Genomic DNA, 15,820 nt, shown 5'->3' with positions numbered 1-15,820 from the left:
GCATAGGTAAGTGTAACTCACCCCAGCCTTATCAGGCAATAATAATTAGGTAGCAAGTTTACTATTGTGATTATTTACGGATTCCGCTTAGGTTCCAGTAAGGAATCAACTCGGACGCTGGAGCAAGATATGCTTTCTGCGAGGACCCTGTGAGTAACTGTTACCTCTACCCGCCCCGCAATCCGCGGCCAACCCCGCTCGTCCCCGATAGCCCCGACCGGCGGGGCCGAGAGGCGGGCTCGACCGGCCCGCACCGCAGCCGCCCGCCCCTGCCGCGGGAGGCGGACGGCACAGGGCGGAATGAACCGCACCCGGCCCGGACAGGCGCCAGCCATCGCTCGCCCTGAGCGGAGCGCGTGTGACGAGGGAGGAATATGTTGGACTTTTCCTATACCGACGATCAGGCAAGCATCGCCGCGGCGCTGGATGGTTTCGTCGCCAGCGCATTGCTGTCCGGCTACATGGCCCGCGACCGCGACGGCGCCTTCCCCGAGGACGCCTGGCGGCAGATGGCAGGGATGGGCCTGTTCGGCCTGCGCATTCCCCGGGAATACGACGGGCAGGAACTGGACTGCGTGACCGCCGGCATCGCCATCGAGGCGGTCGCCCGCGGCGATTTCAACCTGTGCTACGGCATCCTGAACAGCGCCTTCGTCGGGGACCTGATGGCGCGCAACGCCAGCGAGCCCCTGTGCCGGGAATGGCTGCCGCGGCTGGCCGCCGGGGACGCCCGCATCAGCGTCTGCCTGACCGAGCCGCATTGCGGATCGGACGCGGCCTCCATCCGCACCCGCGCCGAGCGGGATGGCGATGATTTCATCCTGAACGGAGAGAAAGCCTCGGTGACGCTGGTCATGGCGGCCGATGCGGGAATCGTGTTCGCGCGGACCGACCCCGACGCCGGCTCGCGCGGCGTTTCCGCCTTTCTGGTGCCCTTCGACACCCCCGGCGTGACCCGGCATCCCTATGCCGACATGGGGTCGAAATGCATCCTGCGCGGCTCGCTGTTTCTCGACAACGTGCGGGTCCCCGCCGCGAACCTGGTCGGCACGCTGAACGGCGCCTTCGGCTCTGCGATGCAGACCTTTGAATACACCCGCGCCCTGATCGGGCTGATGTGCGTGGGCGCGGCGATGCAGACGCTCGAGGAAACCATCGCCTACACACGCGAGCGCACGGCCTTCGGACAGCCGGTCTCGCGCAACCAGGGCGTATCCTTCCCGGTGGCCGAGGCGTGGTCCCGGCTGGAAATGGCGCGCTGGCACTGCCTGCGCACGCTGTGGCTGCGCGACCAGAACCGCCCCCACAATGCCGAGGCCGCGGTCTGCAAGGGGATGGTCCCCGAGATCTGCGTCGACGTGATCCGCGACTGTCTCGTGCTGCACGGACACTACGGCTACACGCAGGACCTGCCGATCGAGCAGCGGCTGCGCGACGTCTGCGGGCAGCTGATCGCGGACGGCACGCCGCAGATCCAGAAGATCATCATCGCCCGGCATCTTTACGGGCGGGAGAACGTCTGAGCGCCCCCGGCGCGACGGCGGAGGAGGAGGAGGCCGACGCGGCGCGAACGACACAAGGGCGCACGCGTCGGATCAACTGAAACGTCAATGGGAGGTTGACGGACAATGACCTACAGAAAAGCGATGAAATCCTGCGCCCTGGCGCTTGGGACCGCGGTCCTGGCCACGGCGGCGATGGCCCAGGACGGGCCGATCAAGGTGGGCGTCATCCTGCCCATGTCGGGCGGCGGCGCCTATGTCGGCGAGGGCATCTATGCCGGCGTCGATCTGGCGGTGAAACAGGTCAACGAGGCGGGCGGCGTCCTTGGCCGCCCGCTGCAGGTGCTGCTGCGCGACGAGCAGCTGCGCCCGGACGTGTCGACCGCCGCCATGCGCGAGCTCATCACGCTCGAGGGGGTGCAGCATTTCATCGGCCCGGCGACCTCGGCGACCTCACTGGCCAACTCGCAGATCGCGCGCGAGGAAAAGGTGGTGAACATCTCGCCCTCGGCCAAGACCGAGGCGCTGACCGCCGGCGACAACCTGCACGACTATATCTTCCAGCTGGCCCCCACCACCGATGTGGACGGCGTGCGCACGGTTGAGGTGCTGCGCGGCATGGGCACGGAAAGCATCTGCTTCACCGGCTTCGACTATGCCTATACGCATGACTGGTTCGCCGCGATCCGCGCCAACATGGGCGACATCACCGAGGCCGGGGAGTTCCTGGTCCCGATGAACGCCACCGATTTCAGCGCGACAATCACGCAGCTGCTGTCCTCGGACTGCGACACCATCGTCGGCACCCAGTACGGCGGCAGCTTCATCGCCTTCGTCAAGCAGGCCACCCCCTTTGGACTGTTCGAGTCCAAGAAGGTGCTGTGGGGCTCGAACACCGGCGACCACGCCGTGGCCGCCGCGCTGGGGGCCGAGCTTCCCGGCGGGCTGTGGGCCTCGGCCGCCGATGTCTGGTATTACGAGGGCGAGGACTCTCACGCCGCCTATCAGCAGGCGCTGGCCGCCCATCAGGGCCGCAAGGAAACCGACATGTGGCCGATCACCGGCTATAACGCCGTCAAGTTCCTTACCGCCGCGATCGAGGCTGCCGGCACCACCGAGCCGACGGCGGTGGCGGCCGCGCTGGACGGGCTGACCATCCAGACCCCGCTGGGCGAGATCACCATCGACCCGGAAACGAACCGCGCCAACTCGCCCGAGTTCTACGGCCGCTTCGAACCGCAGGAAGGCTCGGACGTCGCGCGCATGACCGATCTGCGCCTGGTACGATAGCGCCCGCGCCGCGATCCTGGCGCGCCGCCGCTGCGGCGCGCTGTTCCTTCCCAGCAACGCTGGCCGTCATGCGCATGGCGCGCGGCGCGGCCGCAAGGTGCAACCGCATGTTCGCGAACCCGATGATCCTGTTCATACAGGTGATGAACTCTCTTTCCCTGGCGATGAACCTGTTCATCATCGCCGCCGGCCTGACCCTGATTTTCGGCGTGCTGCGCATCGTCAATTTCGCGCATGGCGCATTCTACATGGTCGGCGCCTATGTCGCGCTGTCGATCCTGCGGGTGACGGGCGACAGCAATCTCGGCTTCCTGCTGGGGGTGCTGGGCGCCGGCGCGCTGATGGGCGCGATGGCCTTTGTCGTCGAGCGGGGGCTGCTGTCCCGGCTGTATGACAAGGAACACATGCTGCAGCTGCTGTTCACCTTTGCCCTGGTGCTGGTCATCAAGGACCTGGTGAAGATGATCTGGGGCTCGGGGCAATACAGCATCGGCGCGCCGCCCTTCCTGCGCGGCGCGGTCAACCTGGGGATCAGCCCCTATCCCAAATACGCGCTGTTCCTGTGCGTCATGGGACCGATCATCGCGGTCGCGATCTGGTTCTTCATGGAGCGCACGCGCTGGGGGCGCATCCTGCGCGCCGCGCGCGAGGACCGGGTGATGCTGAACGCACTGGGGACCGACGTGAAGCTGGTCTATTCCGGGGTGTTCGTCACCGGCGCCGCACTGGCCGCCATGGGCGGCGCGCTGGCCGCGCCGCGCTCGGCGGTCGATCCGGGCATGGACTCGCTGGTCATCATCGACGCCTTCATCATCGTCATCATCGGCGGGCTGGGCAGCCTGCTGGGCAGCTTCGTCGGGGCGCTGATCCTGGGCTTCCTGACCGTGATGGGGTCGATCTACCTCAAGGAATGGGTGATCGTCGCCTCTTACGTGATGATGGTGGTCATCCTGCTGGTGCGCCCCTGGGGACTTTTCGGCAAAGCTGACGAGGAGCGCCACTGATGACCAGCCGTCCGCAACTCATCTTCCTGGCCTGCCTGTTCCTGGCGCTGCTGGCGGTGCCGTTCCTGGGGTCGCGCTACCTGACCGAGCTGGCCGTGCAGGTCATGATCTTCAGCCTGCTGGCGCTCAGCCTCAATATCCTGGTCGGGCATATCGGGCTGGTCTCGTTCGGCCATGCCGCGTTCTTTGCCATCGGCGGCTATGCCACGGCGTTCTTCCTGACCCGCTGGCAGCTGCCGCTGGCCGCGGCGATGCCGATGGCCGTGCTGCTGGCCGCCGCCTTTGCGCTGGTGATCGGGGTGCTGTGCGTGAGGCTGAAGGCGATCTATTTCGCCATGCTGACGCTGGCCTTCTCGATGCTGGTCTGGGGCATCATCATCAAGTGGAAGCCCGTGACCGGCGGCGACGACGGTTTCGTCGGCATCACCCTGCCCGGGATGCTGGCCTCGCCGCAAAGCTTCTATTGGTTCGTGCTGGCGGTGGTCGGCGCCTCGACCGCGCTGATGTGGCTGCTGAGCAAATCCACCATGGGCCAGATCTTCGTGGCCATCCGCGAGAACGAGACCAGGGCCAGCTTCCTTGGCGTCAATGTCCGGCAGATGCAGCTGATCGGCTTTGTGCTGGCGGCGCTGTTTGCCGCCATCGCCGGCAGCCTGATGGCGATGTATCTGCGCGGCATGTACCCGCAATCGGCGTTCTGGACGCAGTCCGGCCATATCGTGATCAGCGTGCTGCTGGGCGGCGTGCACAGTTTCGTCGGGCCGATCCTAGGCGCCTCGCTGCTGTATCTGCTCGAGGTGACGATCCACCAGTACACGCAATACTGGCCGCTGGTGATGGGGCTGATCCTGCTGCTGGTGGTGCTGGTCCTGCCCGAGGGGCTGATCGAGCTGTTCCGCAAACTCTACGCGCGCCTTGGACGCAAGTGACATGGCATTTCTGGACGTTACCAACGCAACCAAGAAGTTCGGCGGCTTCATCGCCATCAACGACGTGTCGTTTTCCGTCGAAAAAGGCGCCCGCCACGCCATCATCGGGCCGAATGGCGCCGGCAAGACCACATTGTTCAACCTGATTTCCGGGCTGATCCTGCCGACGACCGGCAGCATCGCCCTGGAGGGGCAGCGCCTGTCGCGGATGAAGCCGCATGAGATCGTGCGGATCGGCATGGCGCGTTCGTTTCAAAAGGTGAATGTGTTCCCCCGCAAGACCGCCTTTGAAAACGTGCAGGTGGCGCTGATTGCCAATCGCAAGCTGCAATTCAACCCGTTCCACGCCGCCGCCGGGCTGTTTGGGGACGAGATCATGCAATTGCTGGAACAGGTCCGGCTGGGCGGCGATTCCGGCCGGCGGGCGGGCGAATTGGCCCATGGCAAGCAGAAACAGCTGGAATTGGCCGTGGCGCTGGCGGCGGAACCGAAAATCCTGCTGCTGGACGAACCCACCGCCGGCATGTCGATCGCCGAAACCCTGTCCAGCATCGCGCTGATCCGCGATATCGTGCAGCAGCGCGGAATCACGCTGCTGTTCACCGAACACGACATGAATGTGGTGTTCGAGATCGCCAGCACGATTTCCGTCCTGCATCACGGAGAGATCATCGCCACCGGTCTGCCGCACGAGGTCCGCGCGAATGACGATGTGCAGCGCATCTACCTGGGAAGGGAATGAGATGAGCCTTTTGCAAGTCGAGGCGATCAACGTCTGCTACGGCCTCAGCAAGGTCCTGCATGATGTTTCCCTGAAGATCGAAACGGGCGAACTTGTGGCGCTGGTGGGCCGCAATGGTGTCGGCAAATCGACGACCATGCGGGCGATCATGGGAATTACCCCGCCCGCCTCGGGCAAGATCCTGTGGAAGGGGCAGCCGATCACCCGCCGGCCGTCGCATCTGAATGCCCGGGCCGGGCTGGGCTATGTCCCCGAGGAACGGCGCATCTTCGGTTCGCTGACCGTCTGGGAAAACCTCGACGTCGCCCGGCTGCCGCCGCGCGAGGGGCTGGAGCCCTGGACCGAGGACCGGGTGTTCGCGCTGTTCCCCGATCTGGAACGGTTCCGCAACCGCCCGGGCGGGCTGCTCAGCGGCGGGCAGCAGCAGATGCTGACCATCGCCCGCACGCTGATGGGCAACCCGGAACTGATCCTGCTGGATGAGCCGTCGGAAGGGGTCGCCCCGCTGATCGTCGCCCAGATCGGCGAAAAGATCCGCGAATTGCGAGATGCCGGCGTGTCCATCATCATGGCGGAACAGAATCTGGATTTCGTCCTGAACCTCAGCGACCGCTGCTATGTCCTGGAAAAGGGCGTGGTGGTCTATCACGGAACCGCCGCGGAACTGCGCGACAACAAGGATGTCCAGAACCGCTATCTGCATATCTGAGATTCATGCGGCTGATCCGGCCGCATGAATCCTCAACGAGGGATTGCAGCCCTCTAACCCGCGGGAGGCGTCATCCGTGCATTGTGCAATTCATTGGCAAGCTGGCCTGCCATATGCTCGAGCCGCTCGATCATTTCGGTCGTCAGCGGCTTTTGCGTGCTGATGCCGTCGAGGATCATGTCCGTGATGCCGCGGGCGGTGACCTCGACGGAAAATTCCTCATCCTCGCCGCGCAGGAATGCCCAGGTGGCGTGTTCGATCGCGCCAAAGATCATGTCGCGCGCAAGCTTGCGGTTCAGATCGGCCCGGATCAGCCCCCGCTGGATGCCAAGGTCGATGACGCTGACCACCGATTCCGCGAAACGCCGGCTTTGCCGATAGGTGGGGAGATTGCGATAATTCGGGTCCGCCCGCAGTTCCATCAGCACGAAACGCGTCAGCGCCGGCTCTCTCTTGATCGACATCAGCGAGCTCCAGATCACCTGGAACAGCTGGTCGCGCAGCGGCTGGTCCTGGTCCGGGACCGGGGCCTCGCTGAGGAATTCCTCGAACCAGCCTTCGGCCACGCGCTCCATCAGCTCGCGCTTGCTCTTGAAATATTTATAGACCATGCCTTCGGAAACGCCGCTGCGCTGCGCGACCTCCAGCGGCAGGAAATTCTCGAAACCCTTTTCGCGAATCAATTCGCGCGCGGTCCGAAGGATCAGCGCAATCCTGTCATCCTTGGAAAGACGCCGGGGGCCCGATCTGGATGATGTTTTCGAGCTCAATCCACGCATCCCGAAGCAGCTTCCCGCAGAAGAACCACGGGCCCGGGTGAAAGTCCAGCGCAAGGCGAGGCCATGCGGGTCGACGTCCACGGCATAAAGCAATCATGCGATTGCTTCTGCCGCCGGACCTGCGACCGCGAAAGCCGATCGGCGCAGGGCGCAACTACGACTGGGCGGGATGCCGCGTGGCGGCGTCGCCGCGGTGCGACCTCTACGGCCGAGTCGCCCCCGTCCATGGCAACGGGATCGCGTCGGGGAAGGTGAAAGCGACTCGGCCAACGTCAGGCCGCAGAAGGATTATGCGCCGCGGCCGACCATCATCGCCCCATGACAATCCGGCGCGGAAAATTCACATAAATTACTGAGTATATTATATATTTCAGAGCATCCGGCAGCGTTTTCGGCCACGTACTCACCCCCTCCACATCGCTTATTATGTTCCAACAAATCATTTGACAGCGAAATTACCTTATCCTAGCGTATCAATGTCGCCCGTCCTTCCGGCTGCAGGAGGAAGCACCACCGGAAGGCGGGAAACTACAGTGAACAGGAAGGTTTCGGCACGCGCCGGAGGCCAGTGATGGCTTCTGCGACGGCTGGGGCATCATCACAACGCCATACATATCGGGGAGGATATGCGACAATGGCACCTATCACTCGTGGACGACTTCTGGCGGTCTCCGCGCTGGCGTTCATCCTGACCGCAGGCACGGCCTCCGCCGATATCACCAGGCTGCGGCTGGGGGTCCTGAACGACATGGCCAGCGGCTTTTCCGCCTGGAGCGGGCCGGGATCGGTCGTGGCCGCAAAGCTTGCGGTCGAGGATTTCCGCAAGGCGCATCCCGAGGCGGATTTCGACATCGAAGTGTTGTCGGCCGATCACCAGAACAAGGCCGACGTCGCATCGGCGATCGCCCGGGACTGGATCAGGGACGGCGTGAATGCGATCGTGGACGTGCCGAACTCCGCCGCCGCGCTGGCGGTTGCGGCGCTGGTCAAGGACAGCGACGCCGCGCTGCTGGTCTCCGGCGGCGGGCATGACGCGCTGACCCGCGACGCCTGCACGCCGAACACCGTGCACTGGACCTTCGACCTGTATTCGCTGGCCCGCAACACCGCACAGGCGACGGTGGAAACCGGCGGGAAAAGCTGGTTCTTCGTCACCTCGGACTATGCCGGCGGCAAGGGGCTGGAGGCGGTGGCCACCAAATTCGTGCTGGAGGCCGGGGGCGAGGTCAAGGGGCACGCGCTGCCGCCGCTTGGTCTGGTCGACTATTCGTCCTTCCTTCTGCAGGCGCAATCGTCCGGCGCGGATGTGGTGGCTTTCGGCACCGCGGGCACCGACCTGATGAACATGATCAAGCAGTCCAACGAGTTCGGGCTGGTGGAAGAGGGGCAGCGGCTGGCGACGCTGGCCATCTTCATCAACGATGTGCACGGGCTGGGGCTCGAGGCGGCCAAGGGGCTGATCTACACCACCGCCTTCTACTGGGACACGAACGACCAGACCCGCGCCTTTTCCGAACGCTTCGCTGCCGCCCATAACGGAGGAATGCCGTCCGAGGGACAGGCCGGCGTCTATTCCGCGGTCTACCACTATCTCGAATCCGCGCTGGCGACCGGCTCGGCCCAAGCCGGGACCATCGTCGCCGACATGAAATCGCAGCCGATCGACGACCCTCTGTTCGGACAGGTCACGATTCGCCCCGACGGCCGCGCCATCCACGACATGTATGTGATGCAGGTGAAGACCCCCGAGGAAAGCACGAAGCCCTGGGACTACGTCAAGGTGCTGAAGACCATTCCCGGCGAACAGGCATTCGGCCCGCCCGAGCCCGAGAAATGCGCGCTGGCCGGCTGAGGCGCGCCTTGCAACCCGTCGGATCGAGCCCCGCCCGATCCGCCATCCCGACCCGTCAGGAGCAGAAACGATGATTACCCCTGAAGACGCAGATTTCCATCCGCACGATCCTTCGGACTTGAGCTGGACGGAAACCATCTTCCTGCCGTTTGCCGTTCCCGAGGAAGGCATCTTCGGCAATTGCTATGTGCTGGCCCGGCCGAACCTGGGAATATGCCTGTCATCGGTGATCGTTAGCCGCGGCCTCTGCGTGCACACCTATGAGATCGACTTCACCGATCCGCAGATGCACCTGAAATGCCCCGAGAAGTTTTCCGACTTCACGCTGGACAACGGCCTGTCACTCAAGGCGCTGGGGGGTCCGCAGAACTACGACCTGCGCTATGAGAACCAACTGGGCGCCTGCAGCTTCGACCTCAGCTTCCGCGGCCTGCACCATCCCTTCGACCCGCGTGATCCGGCGGAAAACCCGCTGCTGACCCAGCGGCCCAGCGGTGCCGAAGATGCCCGCATCGGCAAGGAATGGGCGAACGGCCATTTCGAATGCAAGGGCCATATCACCGGCTCCCTCACGCTTTACGGGGAAACCTACAAGGTCGACTGCTACGAGGGCATGGACCATTCCTGGGGTCCCCGGAAAGAGCTGGGCACCCGTGCCGTGTCCTGGATCTCGATCAATTTCGGCGAGGATCTGGCCATCCACCTGGCCGTGCCGATGCGGATCGAAAAAGGCACGGTCCTGTATGACCCGGTGCAGTTCGGCTTTGTCGTCGAGAACGGCGAGGTCTACGGCGTGACCAGCGCCGAGGTGCAGGCCAACCGCGTCCACATGCAGCCGATCGGCAACCGCATCACCGTCACCGACATCCGCGGCAAGAGCTTCGAGTTCCTGGGCACCGCGGTCGGCGGGCATCCGTGGCATTCCTTCAACCCTTGCCATGTCTGCTACCAGACCACCATGCGCTACACGTGGAACGACCGCGTGGGCTTTGGCGAATTCGGGGATATCTTCGGGCTGGACTACCTGGCGCGCCACATGTCGCGTTCCGCGCCCTGGCGCCGCGTGCCGCAAAGCGGGGGCATCGTATGACCGTCCTGCCCGCATCGCTGCACGACAGCTTCAACATCCGCGACAACCCCACCCCCCAGTTCATCCAGGCGATCCGCGACCGCTTTCCGGTCGAGCGCGAAGTGGACGAGCTTCTGACCCGCAAGATGCAGAGCCGCTCGGGCCCGCCCTACCGGCGCATCACGCTGGACGAGCTCAGGGCGAAACTGACCCGGATGCTGACCGATCTGGGGGTCGGGAACTTCGTCATCACCGAGCCGGGCTGGTTCACGGGGGGCGTGTCCAAGATCCAGATGGGATTCACGCTGGAATGGGACGACCTTGCGCAGGGCCGCAGAAAGGAACGGCTGGTGCTGCGGATGGACCCGTCAGAGGGCTCGAACACCACCTCGCGCCCAAGGGAATACGAATTGCTGGAGGCATTCCAGGGCATCATCCCCGTCCCTGCGGTGTATTGGCTGGACCCGGACGGACGCTGGTTTCCCCAGCCGGCGCTGATCTATGCCTTTGCGCCGGGCGTCACCAAAAGCCGGGCCACGCAGACCGGGCAGGTCAGCGGGCTGGGAACCAATTTCGGACCCGATCTGCGGGCGAAACTGGCGCCGCAGTTCATGGCCCATCTGGCGGCTATCCATCATTTCGATTTCTCCGCCCGCTCCTTCGCCACCATGGACATGCCGCAGGCCGGCACCACCCAGGCGGCGATCTGGCAGCTGAACCGCGCCCGCCGCATCTGGGAAGAGGACCGGGGCGAGGATTTCCCGCTGATGGATGTGGCCGCGAACTGGCTCGAGGCGAATGCGCCCAAGCTTGACCACGCCAGCATCGTGCATGGCGATTTCCGCAGCGGAAATTTCCTGTTCGACGAGGAAACCGGCCGGATCGGCGCATGGCTCGACTGGGAACGGGCGCATATCGGCGACCGCCACCGCGACCTGGCCTGGATGACGCAATCGACCATGGGCCATTATTCCGAGGACAGGAAAACCTATTTCGTCTGCGGGCTGATCCCGCTGGACGACTTCTTCGAGGAATACACCCGCGTCTCCGGCCTCCCGGTCGATCCCGACCGGCTGGCCTGGTATCGCATCCTGAACTGCTACCAGATCATCGCCTCAACGGTCGCCACGGCAAACCGCGTCGCGCGGCTCGGCAAGTCGCATCAGGACCCGCTGCTGATCCGGGTGAAGGGCATGGCCCCCACGGTCGAGCGCGAGCTCTCCCTTTGCCTCAAGGAGCGTCTGTGATGGATCACTCCGACACCGGCCTGCGGGCCGTCTGCAAATCACTGACCGACGTGATCGCGCCCGCGCTGCCGGCGGACGACCCGCTGGCGCGCGAGCAGCTGGGCCTGATCGTGCATTATCTCGGGTTCCTGCGGTCCCGGCTGGATCACCTGCACGCGCGGGAACGCTTCCAGCTGGCCGATGCGCGGGCGCTTGCCGCAAAGGTCCGCGATGCGGCGCAGGACGCATCCGACGCCGCCGCGCTGGAAAGCGCGATTGCCGCGGCCGACGACCTGCTGGCCGCCCCCTGGGCAAGCACAAGGGACCTGCGCGAAGGGACCGCCCGCGCCAACCATGCGGTTTCCGAAATCGTGCAGTCTGCCCCCGGCCTGCCTGCCGAAGCGTCGCGCCGCATTGCCCTTGCCGTGATCGCGGGCACCGAGGATCGCATCGCCATGGAACGGGCCTGGTATCTGCCCATGGGTCTCGATCCCGCCCCGGCCGAGGTTCCGCCGCTGGAAAACCTGCTCTGCCGTCATGCGGGCCACCATGAAACCAACGCAGCAGCCAAGTGACAGTTCGCGTGCGCCATAGCGGGAACGGATCGCCATGACCGACATCATTCTTCAAGCACGCAATCTTTCCAAGAACTTCGGCGGCTTCAAAGCCGTGAACGAGGTGTCGCTGGACGTGGCGCGCGGCAGCGTGCATGCGCTGATCGGACCCAACGGCGCGGGTAAGACCACGACCTTCAACCTTCTGACCCGGTTTCTGGACGCGACCTCGGGCACGATCCGCTTGGACGGCAAGGACATCACCCGACGGCACCCGGCTGACGTGGCGATGGACGGCATGGTGCGGTCATTCCAGATCTCGGCCACCTTCCCGCATCTGACCCTGATCGAGAACGTCCGCATCGCGCTTCAGCGCCGCGAGGGTGGCACCTTCCGTTTCTGGCGCCCGATCACCCGATCCGAGGCGCTGAACGACGAGGCCGAGCAGCTGCTGGCCGACGTGGGGCTGGCCGACCGCGCGGGCAGGCTGGCCTCCAGCCTGTCCTATGGCCGCAAGCGGGCGTTGGAGATTGCAACGACGCTGGCGCTGCGGCCAAAGCTGTTGCTGCTGGACGAGCCGACCTCGGGCATGGGGATCGAGGACATCGCCCCGATCACCGCGCTGATCAACCGCCTGCGGGGGCCAATGACGGTGCTGATGGTGGAACACAACCTGTCCGTGGTGGCCGAGCTTTCCGACCGCATCACCGTCCTGTCGCGGGGCGAGGTGCTGGCCGAAGGCAATTACGCCGAGGTGTCGACCGACCCCGACGTCACCCGCGCCTATATGGGAGAATAGGATGACCGCAGACACGGCGATGCTTTCGGTCCGCGATCTCCATGCCTGGTATGGGGAAAGCCATGTGCTCCACGGCATGACCCTACATGTCGGCCGGGGCGAGGTGGTGACGCTGCTGGGCCGCAACGGCGCCGGCAAGTCCACCACCATGCGCGCGATCATGGGGCTGATGAAGAAACGCAGCGGCTCCATCACCTATGAAGAGCGCGAGACGATCACCCTGCCGCCGCACCGGATCGCGCGGATGGGTATCGCCTATTGCCCGGAACACCGCGGGATCTTTTCGCGGCTGGATGTCCAGGAAAACCTGGAACTTCCGCCGGTGATCGGCGCCGATCCCCTGACACTGGACCGGGTGCAGGCGATGTTCCCCCGGCTTGTGGAACGCCGCCACAGCCCGGGGACGAAGCTGTCGGGCGGCGAACAGCAGATGCTGGCCATCGCGCGGATCCTGCGGACCGGGGCCAGGTTCCTGCTGCTGGACGAGCCGACCGAGGGGCTGGCCCCAATCATCGTCAAGCAACTGGGAGAGATCATCGCATCGCTGCGCACCATCGGGTTCACGATCCTGCTGGTCGAACAGAACTTCCGCTTCGCCTCGGGCTTCGCCGACCGCCATTACGTGGTCGAACACGGGCGGGTGGTTGACGAAATCGCCGCCGGCGACCTGGCCGCCGGATCGGAGCGGATCAGGGCCTATCTGGGCGTCTGAAAGGGAACCCACATGGAAATATTCGGAATCCCGGCACAGGCGCTTTACGGCCAGCTTGCGCTCGGGCTGGTCAACGGGGCGTTCTATGCGCTGCTGAGCCTTGGGCTCGCCATCATCTTCGGGCTGCTCAACCTGATCAATTTTGCGCATGGGGCGCAGTACATGCTGGGCGCCTATGTCGCCTGGATGCTGCTCAGCTATCTCGGGATCGGGTTCTGGGGGGCGCTGGTCGTCGCGCCGCTGGTGGTGGCGGTGCTGGGCATGGCGCTGGAACGGGGGCTGCTGCGCTACCTGCGCGACGTGGACCAGATCTACGGGCTGCTTCTGACCTTCGGCGTCGCCCTGATCCTCGAAGGACTGGTGGCGCAGAGCTATGGCTGGTCGGGGATGCCCTATGCCAACCCGTTGCCGGGATCGGTCGATCTGGGGTTCATGCGGATGCCGATGTACCGGCTGGTGGCGATCGCCATATCGCTGGTGGTCTGCCTTGCGGTCTGGATCGCCATCGAACGCACCAAGCTTGGCGCCTATCTGCGCGCGGCGTCGGAAGATGCCGACATGGTGCAGGCGTTCGGGGTCAACATCCCGCGGCTGATCATGCTGACCTATGGCTTCGGCGTCGGGCTGGCGGGGCTGGCCGGCGTGGTCGCCGCCCCGGTCTATCAGGTCAGCCCGGCGATGGGGTCGAACCTGATCATCGTGGTGTTTGCGGTGGTGGTGATCGGCGGCATGGGCTCCATCGCCGGCTCGGTGATCGCCGGCTTCGGGCTGGGGCTGATCGAGGGGCTGACCAAGGTGTTCTATCCGGCCGCCTCAACCACGGTGATCTTCTTCATCATGATCCTGATCCTCATCTTCCGGCCCTCGGGCCTGTTCGGGAGCACCCGATGACCAGCAGCACAAGCCTTTCCGCCTCTCGGGGCGAACGCCGGATCACCCGCCGCCGCCGGCTGGTCGAGCTGGGGCTGTTCGCCGCCATCGTCCTGGCGCTGATGCTTGCGTCGCAGATGATGAACCCCTTCGTGGTGATGAAGATCATGTGCTTTGCCATGTTCGCGCTGGCGCTGAACCTGCTGATGGGGTTCACCGGCATCGTCTCGTTTGGCCATGCGATGTTCTTTGGCGGCGGCGCCTATATGGGCGGTTATGCGATCAAGGCCTTCGGCTGGCCGCTCGAGGCGGGAATTCTGCTGGCCGCCGCGGTCGCTGCCCTGCTGGGGCTGGGCACCGGGGTGCTGGCGGTCCGCCGCCACGGGATCTACACCGCCATGGTGACGCTGGCCTTTGCGCAGATGCTGCTGTTCCTGGCCATCCAGGCGCCGTTCACCGGGGGCGAGGACGGGCTGCAGTCGATTCCGCGCGGGTATTTCCTGGGGCTGCTGGACACGCGCAGCGAGTTCCAGCTGTTCCTGACCACGCTAATCCTGTTCGTGGCGGTGTTCCTGATCGTGTTCCGCACCGTGCATTCGCCCTTCGGCCAGACGCTGAAGGCGATCCGGGAAAACGAGGCGCGGGCGATCTCGCTTGGCTATCATACCAACCGCTACAAGCTTGCGGCCTTTGTCCTGTCCGCCGCACTTTCCGGCGCGGCCGGCGCGATGAAGGCGGTGGTGTTCGAGCTGGCCTCGTTGACCGACGTGTCCTGGCACACCTCGGGCGAGGTGGTGCTGATGAACCTCGTCGGCGGCATCGGCACGATGCTTGGCCCGATCGCGGGCGCGGCGATCATCATCGGGATCCAGGAATTCCTGTCCGGGATCGAGGACTGGATCCTGGTCATCAACGGGGTGATCTTCGTGGTGGTGGTCATCGCCTTCCGCAGGGGCGTCGTGGGCGAGGCCATCGGCTCCCTCGCCCGCCGCGAAGGGCGCTGACGCTCAGGGCTGGAAGGCCAGTTCGATCTGGAACCTGTCCACTGGATTCAGGCTGACGCTCAGGTGGAAGAACTGCTCGTCCGCGTTGAAATACAGCGTCGTGATCTGGGTGGCGAGCATCTTGCGCGGGACCTTCAGGTAATCCGCGCTGTCGTTCGGCATCACCACCGGCTGCGCAAATGTCCGGGCCGACGCGGCCCGGGCCAGACCCAGGTCATTGATCACGTCAATGGCGGATGCCTTGGTCCTGCCCATGCGGCGGGCGGCCTCTTCGAACTCGCGCGGGAAATAGAGGGTGATCGGGTTCCAGGGTTCCTGCGTCTTGTCGAGGATGCGGTAGCACGACAGCCTGATCCAGTCGGTCGGGTCCTGTCCAAAGGGCGTGTAATCCCGGCAAAGCCCGGTGATTCCGGTGAAGGGTTCAAAGGAATCGATCCTCAGCCGGGATTTCGCGTGGATCTCGCGCAGGGCGATGAACGGATTGACGGTGGTCCGCACGACGGGAACCTCGTCCTTCTTGACCACGCGCGATCCCTTCTTGCGGATCCGGGTGATGAAACCCTGATCGGCAAGCTGCCTCAGGCTTGCGCGGATGGTGTTCCGGCTCACCCCATATTGCGCGGCCAGGTCGATCTCGTTCGGCAGGTAGGTGTCCACCGGCAGCGAACCGTCGACGATCTGCCCGCGCAATTCCGCGGCGATCCGTTCCCACAGGGGAATGACGCGGCCGGTTGGTTTTCTGGGATGATTCATCAGTATTGATCGCCTCGCGGATGCGC

General features: G+C 64.7%; 16 protein-coding genes. 14 read left to right on the top strand and 2 right to left on the bottom strand.

Going from position 1 to position 15,820, the window contains the following annotated elements:
• Positions 1-374: 374 nt before the first annotated feature.
• The 6 genes from BUB57_RS13090 to BUB57_RS13065 all read left to right on the top strand — a co-directional run bounded on the left by BUB57_RS13090 (position 375) and on the right by BUB57_RS13065 (position 6,176).
• Complete coding sequence (locus BUB57_RS13090) at positions 375-1,523, top strand: acyl-CoA dehydrogenase family protein (protein ID WP_143159727.1); 1,149 nt, start codon at positions 375-377, stop codon at positions 1,521-1,523.
• Positions 1,524-1,628: 105 nt separating this feature from the next.
• Complete coding sequence (locus BUB57_RS13085; RefSeq protein WP_084732143.1) at positions 1,629-2,792, top strand: ABC transporter substrate-binding protein; 1,164 nt, start codon at positions 1,629-1,631, stop codon at positions 2,790-2,792.
• Positions 2,793-2,899: 107 nt separating this feature from the next.
• The gene (locus tag BUB57_RS13080; protein WP_159435575.1) at positions 2,900-3,796 is read left to right on the top strand and encodes a branched-chain amino acid ABC transporter permease; all 897 of its coding nucleotides are present in this window, start codon (positions 2,900-2,902) and stop codon (positions 3,794-3,796) included.
• Positions 3,796-4,725, top strand: a complete 930-nt coding sequence (locus BUB57_RS13075; RefSeq protein WP_073067739.1) for a branched-chain amino acid ABC transporter permease — start codon at positions 3,796-3,798, stop codon at positions 4,723-4,725. Before BUB57_RS13080 ends, BUB57_RS13075 begins: the two co-directional genes overlap by 1 nt.
• Before the next feature lies 1 nt (position 4,726).
• Positions 4,727-5,467, top strand: a complete 741-nt coding sequence (locus tag BUB57_RS13070; RefSeq protein ID WP_073067737.1) for an ABC transporter ATP-binding protein — start codon at positions 4,727-4,729, stop codon at positions 5,465-5,467.
• Between the two features lies 1 nt (position 5,468).
• Positions 5,469-6,176 (top strand): ABC transporter ATP-binding protein, encoded by a 708-nt coding sequence (locus BUB57_RS13065; RefSeq protein ID WP_073067735.1) that lies wholly within the window; start codon positions 5,469-5,471, stop codon positions 6,174-6,176.
• Between the two features lie 53 nt (positions 6,177-6,229).
• On the opposite strand, the gene BUB57_RS13060 is transcribed toward BUB57_RS13065, so the two are convergent.
• Positions 6,230-7,048, bottom strand: a complete 819-nt coding sequence (locus BUB57_RS13060) for a TetR/AcrR family transcriptional regulator (RefSeq protein ID WP_234952079.1) — start codon at positions 7,046-7,048, stop codon at positions 6,230-6,232.
• 541 nt (positions 7,049-7,589) lie between these two features.
• On the opposite strand from BUB57_RS13060, the gene BUB57_RS13055 reads away from it, so the two are divergent.
• The 8 genes from BUB57_RS13055 to BUB57_RS13020 all read left to right on the top strand — a co-directional run bounded on the left by BUB57_RS13055 (position 7,590) and on the right by BUB57_RS13020 (position 15,041).
• Positions 7,590-8,807 (top strand): ABC transporter substrate-binding protein, encoded by a 1,218-nt coding sequence (locus BUB57_RS13055; protein WP_073067732.1) that lies wholly within the window; start codon positions 7,590-7,592, stop codon positions 8,805-8,807.
• A gap of 70 nt (positions 8,808-8,877) precedes the next feature.
• Positions 8,878-9,897: a DUF7064 domain-containing protein gene (locus tag BUB57_RS13050; protein WP_073067730.1), complete on the top strand. Its 1,020-nt coding sequence runs from the start codon at positions 8,878-8,880 to the stop codon at positions 9,895-9,897.
• Positions 9,894-11,123: a phosphotransferase family protein gene (locus BUB57_RS13045; RefSeq protein WP_073067728.1), complete on the top strand. Its 1,230-nt coding sequence runs from the start codon at positions 9,894-9,896 to the stop codon at positions 11,121-11,123. Before BUB57_RS13050 ends, BUB57_RS13045 begins: the two co-directional genes overlap by 4 nt.
• Entirely contained in the window at positions 11,123-11,677 is a 555-nt protein-coding gene (locus BUB57_RS13040) for a hypothetical protein (RefSeq protein WP_073067726.1), read from the top strand. The genes BUB57_RS13045 and BUB57_RS13040 overlap by 1 nt, the downstream gene beginning before the upstream one ends.
• A gap of 34 nt (positions 11,678-11,711) precedes the next feature.
• A complete protein-coding gene (locus BUB57_RS13035; protein ID WP_073067724.1) occupies positions 11,712-12,455 on the top strand; it encodes an ABC transporter ATP-binding protein in 744 nt (247 codons plus the stop codon).
• Position 12,456: 1 nt separating this feature from the next.
• The gene (locus tag BUB57_RS13030) at positions 12,457-13,167 is read left to right on the top strand and encodes an ABC transporter ATP-binding protein (protein WP_073067721.1); all 711 of its coding nucleotides are present in this window, start codon (positions 12,457-12,459) and stop codon (positions 13,165-13,167) included.
• Between the two features lie 12 nt (positions 13,168-13,179).
• Complete coding sequence (locus BUB57_RS13025) at positions 13,180-14,058, top strand: branched-chain amino acid ABC transporter permease (RefSeq protein ID WP_073067719.1); 879 nt, start codon at positions 13,180-13,182, stop codon at positions 14,056-14,058.
• Between the two features lie 101 nt (positions 14,059-14,159).
• Positions 14,160-15,041, top strand: a complete 882-nt coding sequence (locus BUB57_RS13020; protein ID WP_407670367.1) for a branched-chain amino acid ABC transporter permease — start codon at positions 14,160-14,162, stop codon at positions 15,039-15,041.
• A 3-nt stretch (positions 15,042-15,044) separates the two neighbouring features.
• Here BUB57_RS13020 and BUB57_RS13015 read toward each other — a convergent pair whose 3' ends face one another.
• Positions 15,045-15,794: a GntR family transcriptional regulator gene (locus tag BUB57_RS13015; protein WP_073067716.1), complete on the bottom strand. Its 750-nt coding sequence runs from the start codon at positions 15,792-15,794 to the stop codon at positions 15,045-15,047.
• Between the last annotated feature and the right edge of the window lie 26 nt (positions 15,795-15,820).

The organism is Paracoccus solventivorans, from assembly GCF_900142875.1.
GTDB classification, from domain to species: domain Bacteria; phylum Pseudomonadota; class Alphaproteobacteria; order Rhodobacterales; family Rhodobacteraceae; genus Paracoccus; species Paracoccus solventivorans.
The sequence above is the reverse complement of the archived record's forward strand: the minus strand, read 5'-3'. Positions and strand labels throughout refer to the sequence as shown.

Excerpts from the sequence above, each read along its gene's own strand:
- BUB57_RS13035 (WP_073067724.1), top strand. The coding sequence starts at position 11,712 with ATGACCGACATCATTCTTCAAGCACGCAATCTTTCCAAGAACTTCGGC.
- BUB57_RS13090 (WP_143159727.1), top strand. The coding sequence starts at position 375 with ATGTTGGACTTTTCCTATACCGACGATCAGGCAAGCATCGCCGCGGCG.
- BUB57_RS13025 (WP_073067719.1), top strand. The coding sequence starts at position 13,180 with ATGGAAATATTCGGAATCCCGGCACAGGCGCTTTACGGCCAGCTTGCG.
- BUB57_RS13070 (WP_073067737.1), top strand. The coding sequence starts at position 4,727 with ATGGCATTTCTGGACGTTACCAACGCAACCAAGAAGTTCGGCGGCTTC.
- BUB57_RS13020 (WP_407670367.1), top strand. The coding sequence starts at position 14,160 with ATGCTTGCGTCGCAGATGATGAACCCCTTCGTGGTGATGAAGATCATG.
- BUB57_RS13030 (WP_073067721.1), top strand. The coding sequence starts at position 12,457 with ATGACCGCAGACACGGCGATGCTTTCGGTCCGCGATCTCCATGCCTGG.
- BUB57_RS13040 (WP_073067726.1), top strand. The coding sequence starts at position 11,123 with ATGGATCACTCCGACACCGGCCTGCGGGCCGTCTGCAAATCACTGACC.
- BUB57_RS13045 (WP_073067728.1), top strand. The coding sequence starts at position 9,894 with ATGACCGTCCTGCCCGCATCGCTGCACGACAGCTTCAACATCCGCGAC.
- BUB57_RS13075 (WP_073067739.1), top strand. The coding sequence starts at position 3,796 with ATGACCAGCCGTCCGCAACTCATCTTCCTGGCCTGCCTGTTCCTGGCG.
- BUB57_RS13055 (WP_073067732.1), top strand. The coding sequence starts at position 7,590 with ATGGCACCTATCACTCGTGGACGACTTCTGGCGGTCTCCGCGCTGGCG.
- BUB57_RS13065 (WP_073067735.1), top strand. The coding sequence starts at position 5,469 with ATGAGCCTTTTGCAAGTCGAGGCGATCAACGTCTGCTACGGCCTCAGC.
- BUB57_RS13080 (WP_159435575.1), top strand. The coding sequence starts at position 2,900 with ATGTTCGCGAACCCGATGATCCTGTTCATACAGGTGATGAACTCTCTT.
- BUB57_RS13085 (WP_084732143.1), top strand. The coding sequence starts at position 1,629 with ATGACCTACAGAAAAGCGATGAAATCCTGCGCCCTGGCGCTTGGGACC.
- BUB57_RS13015 (WP_073067716.1), bottom strand. The coding sequence starts at position 15,794 with ATGAATCATCCCAGAAAACCAACCGGCCGCGTCATTCCCCTGTGGGAA.
- BUB57_RS13050 (WP_073067730.1), top strand. The coding sequence starts at position 8,878 with ATGATTACCCCTGAAGACGCAGATTTCCATCCGCACGATCCTTCGGAC.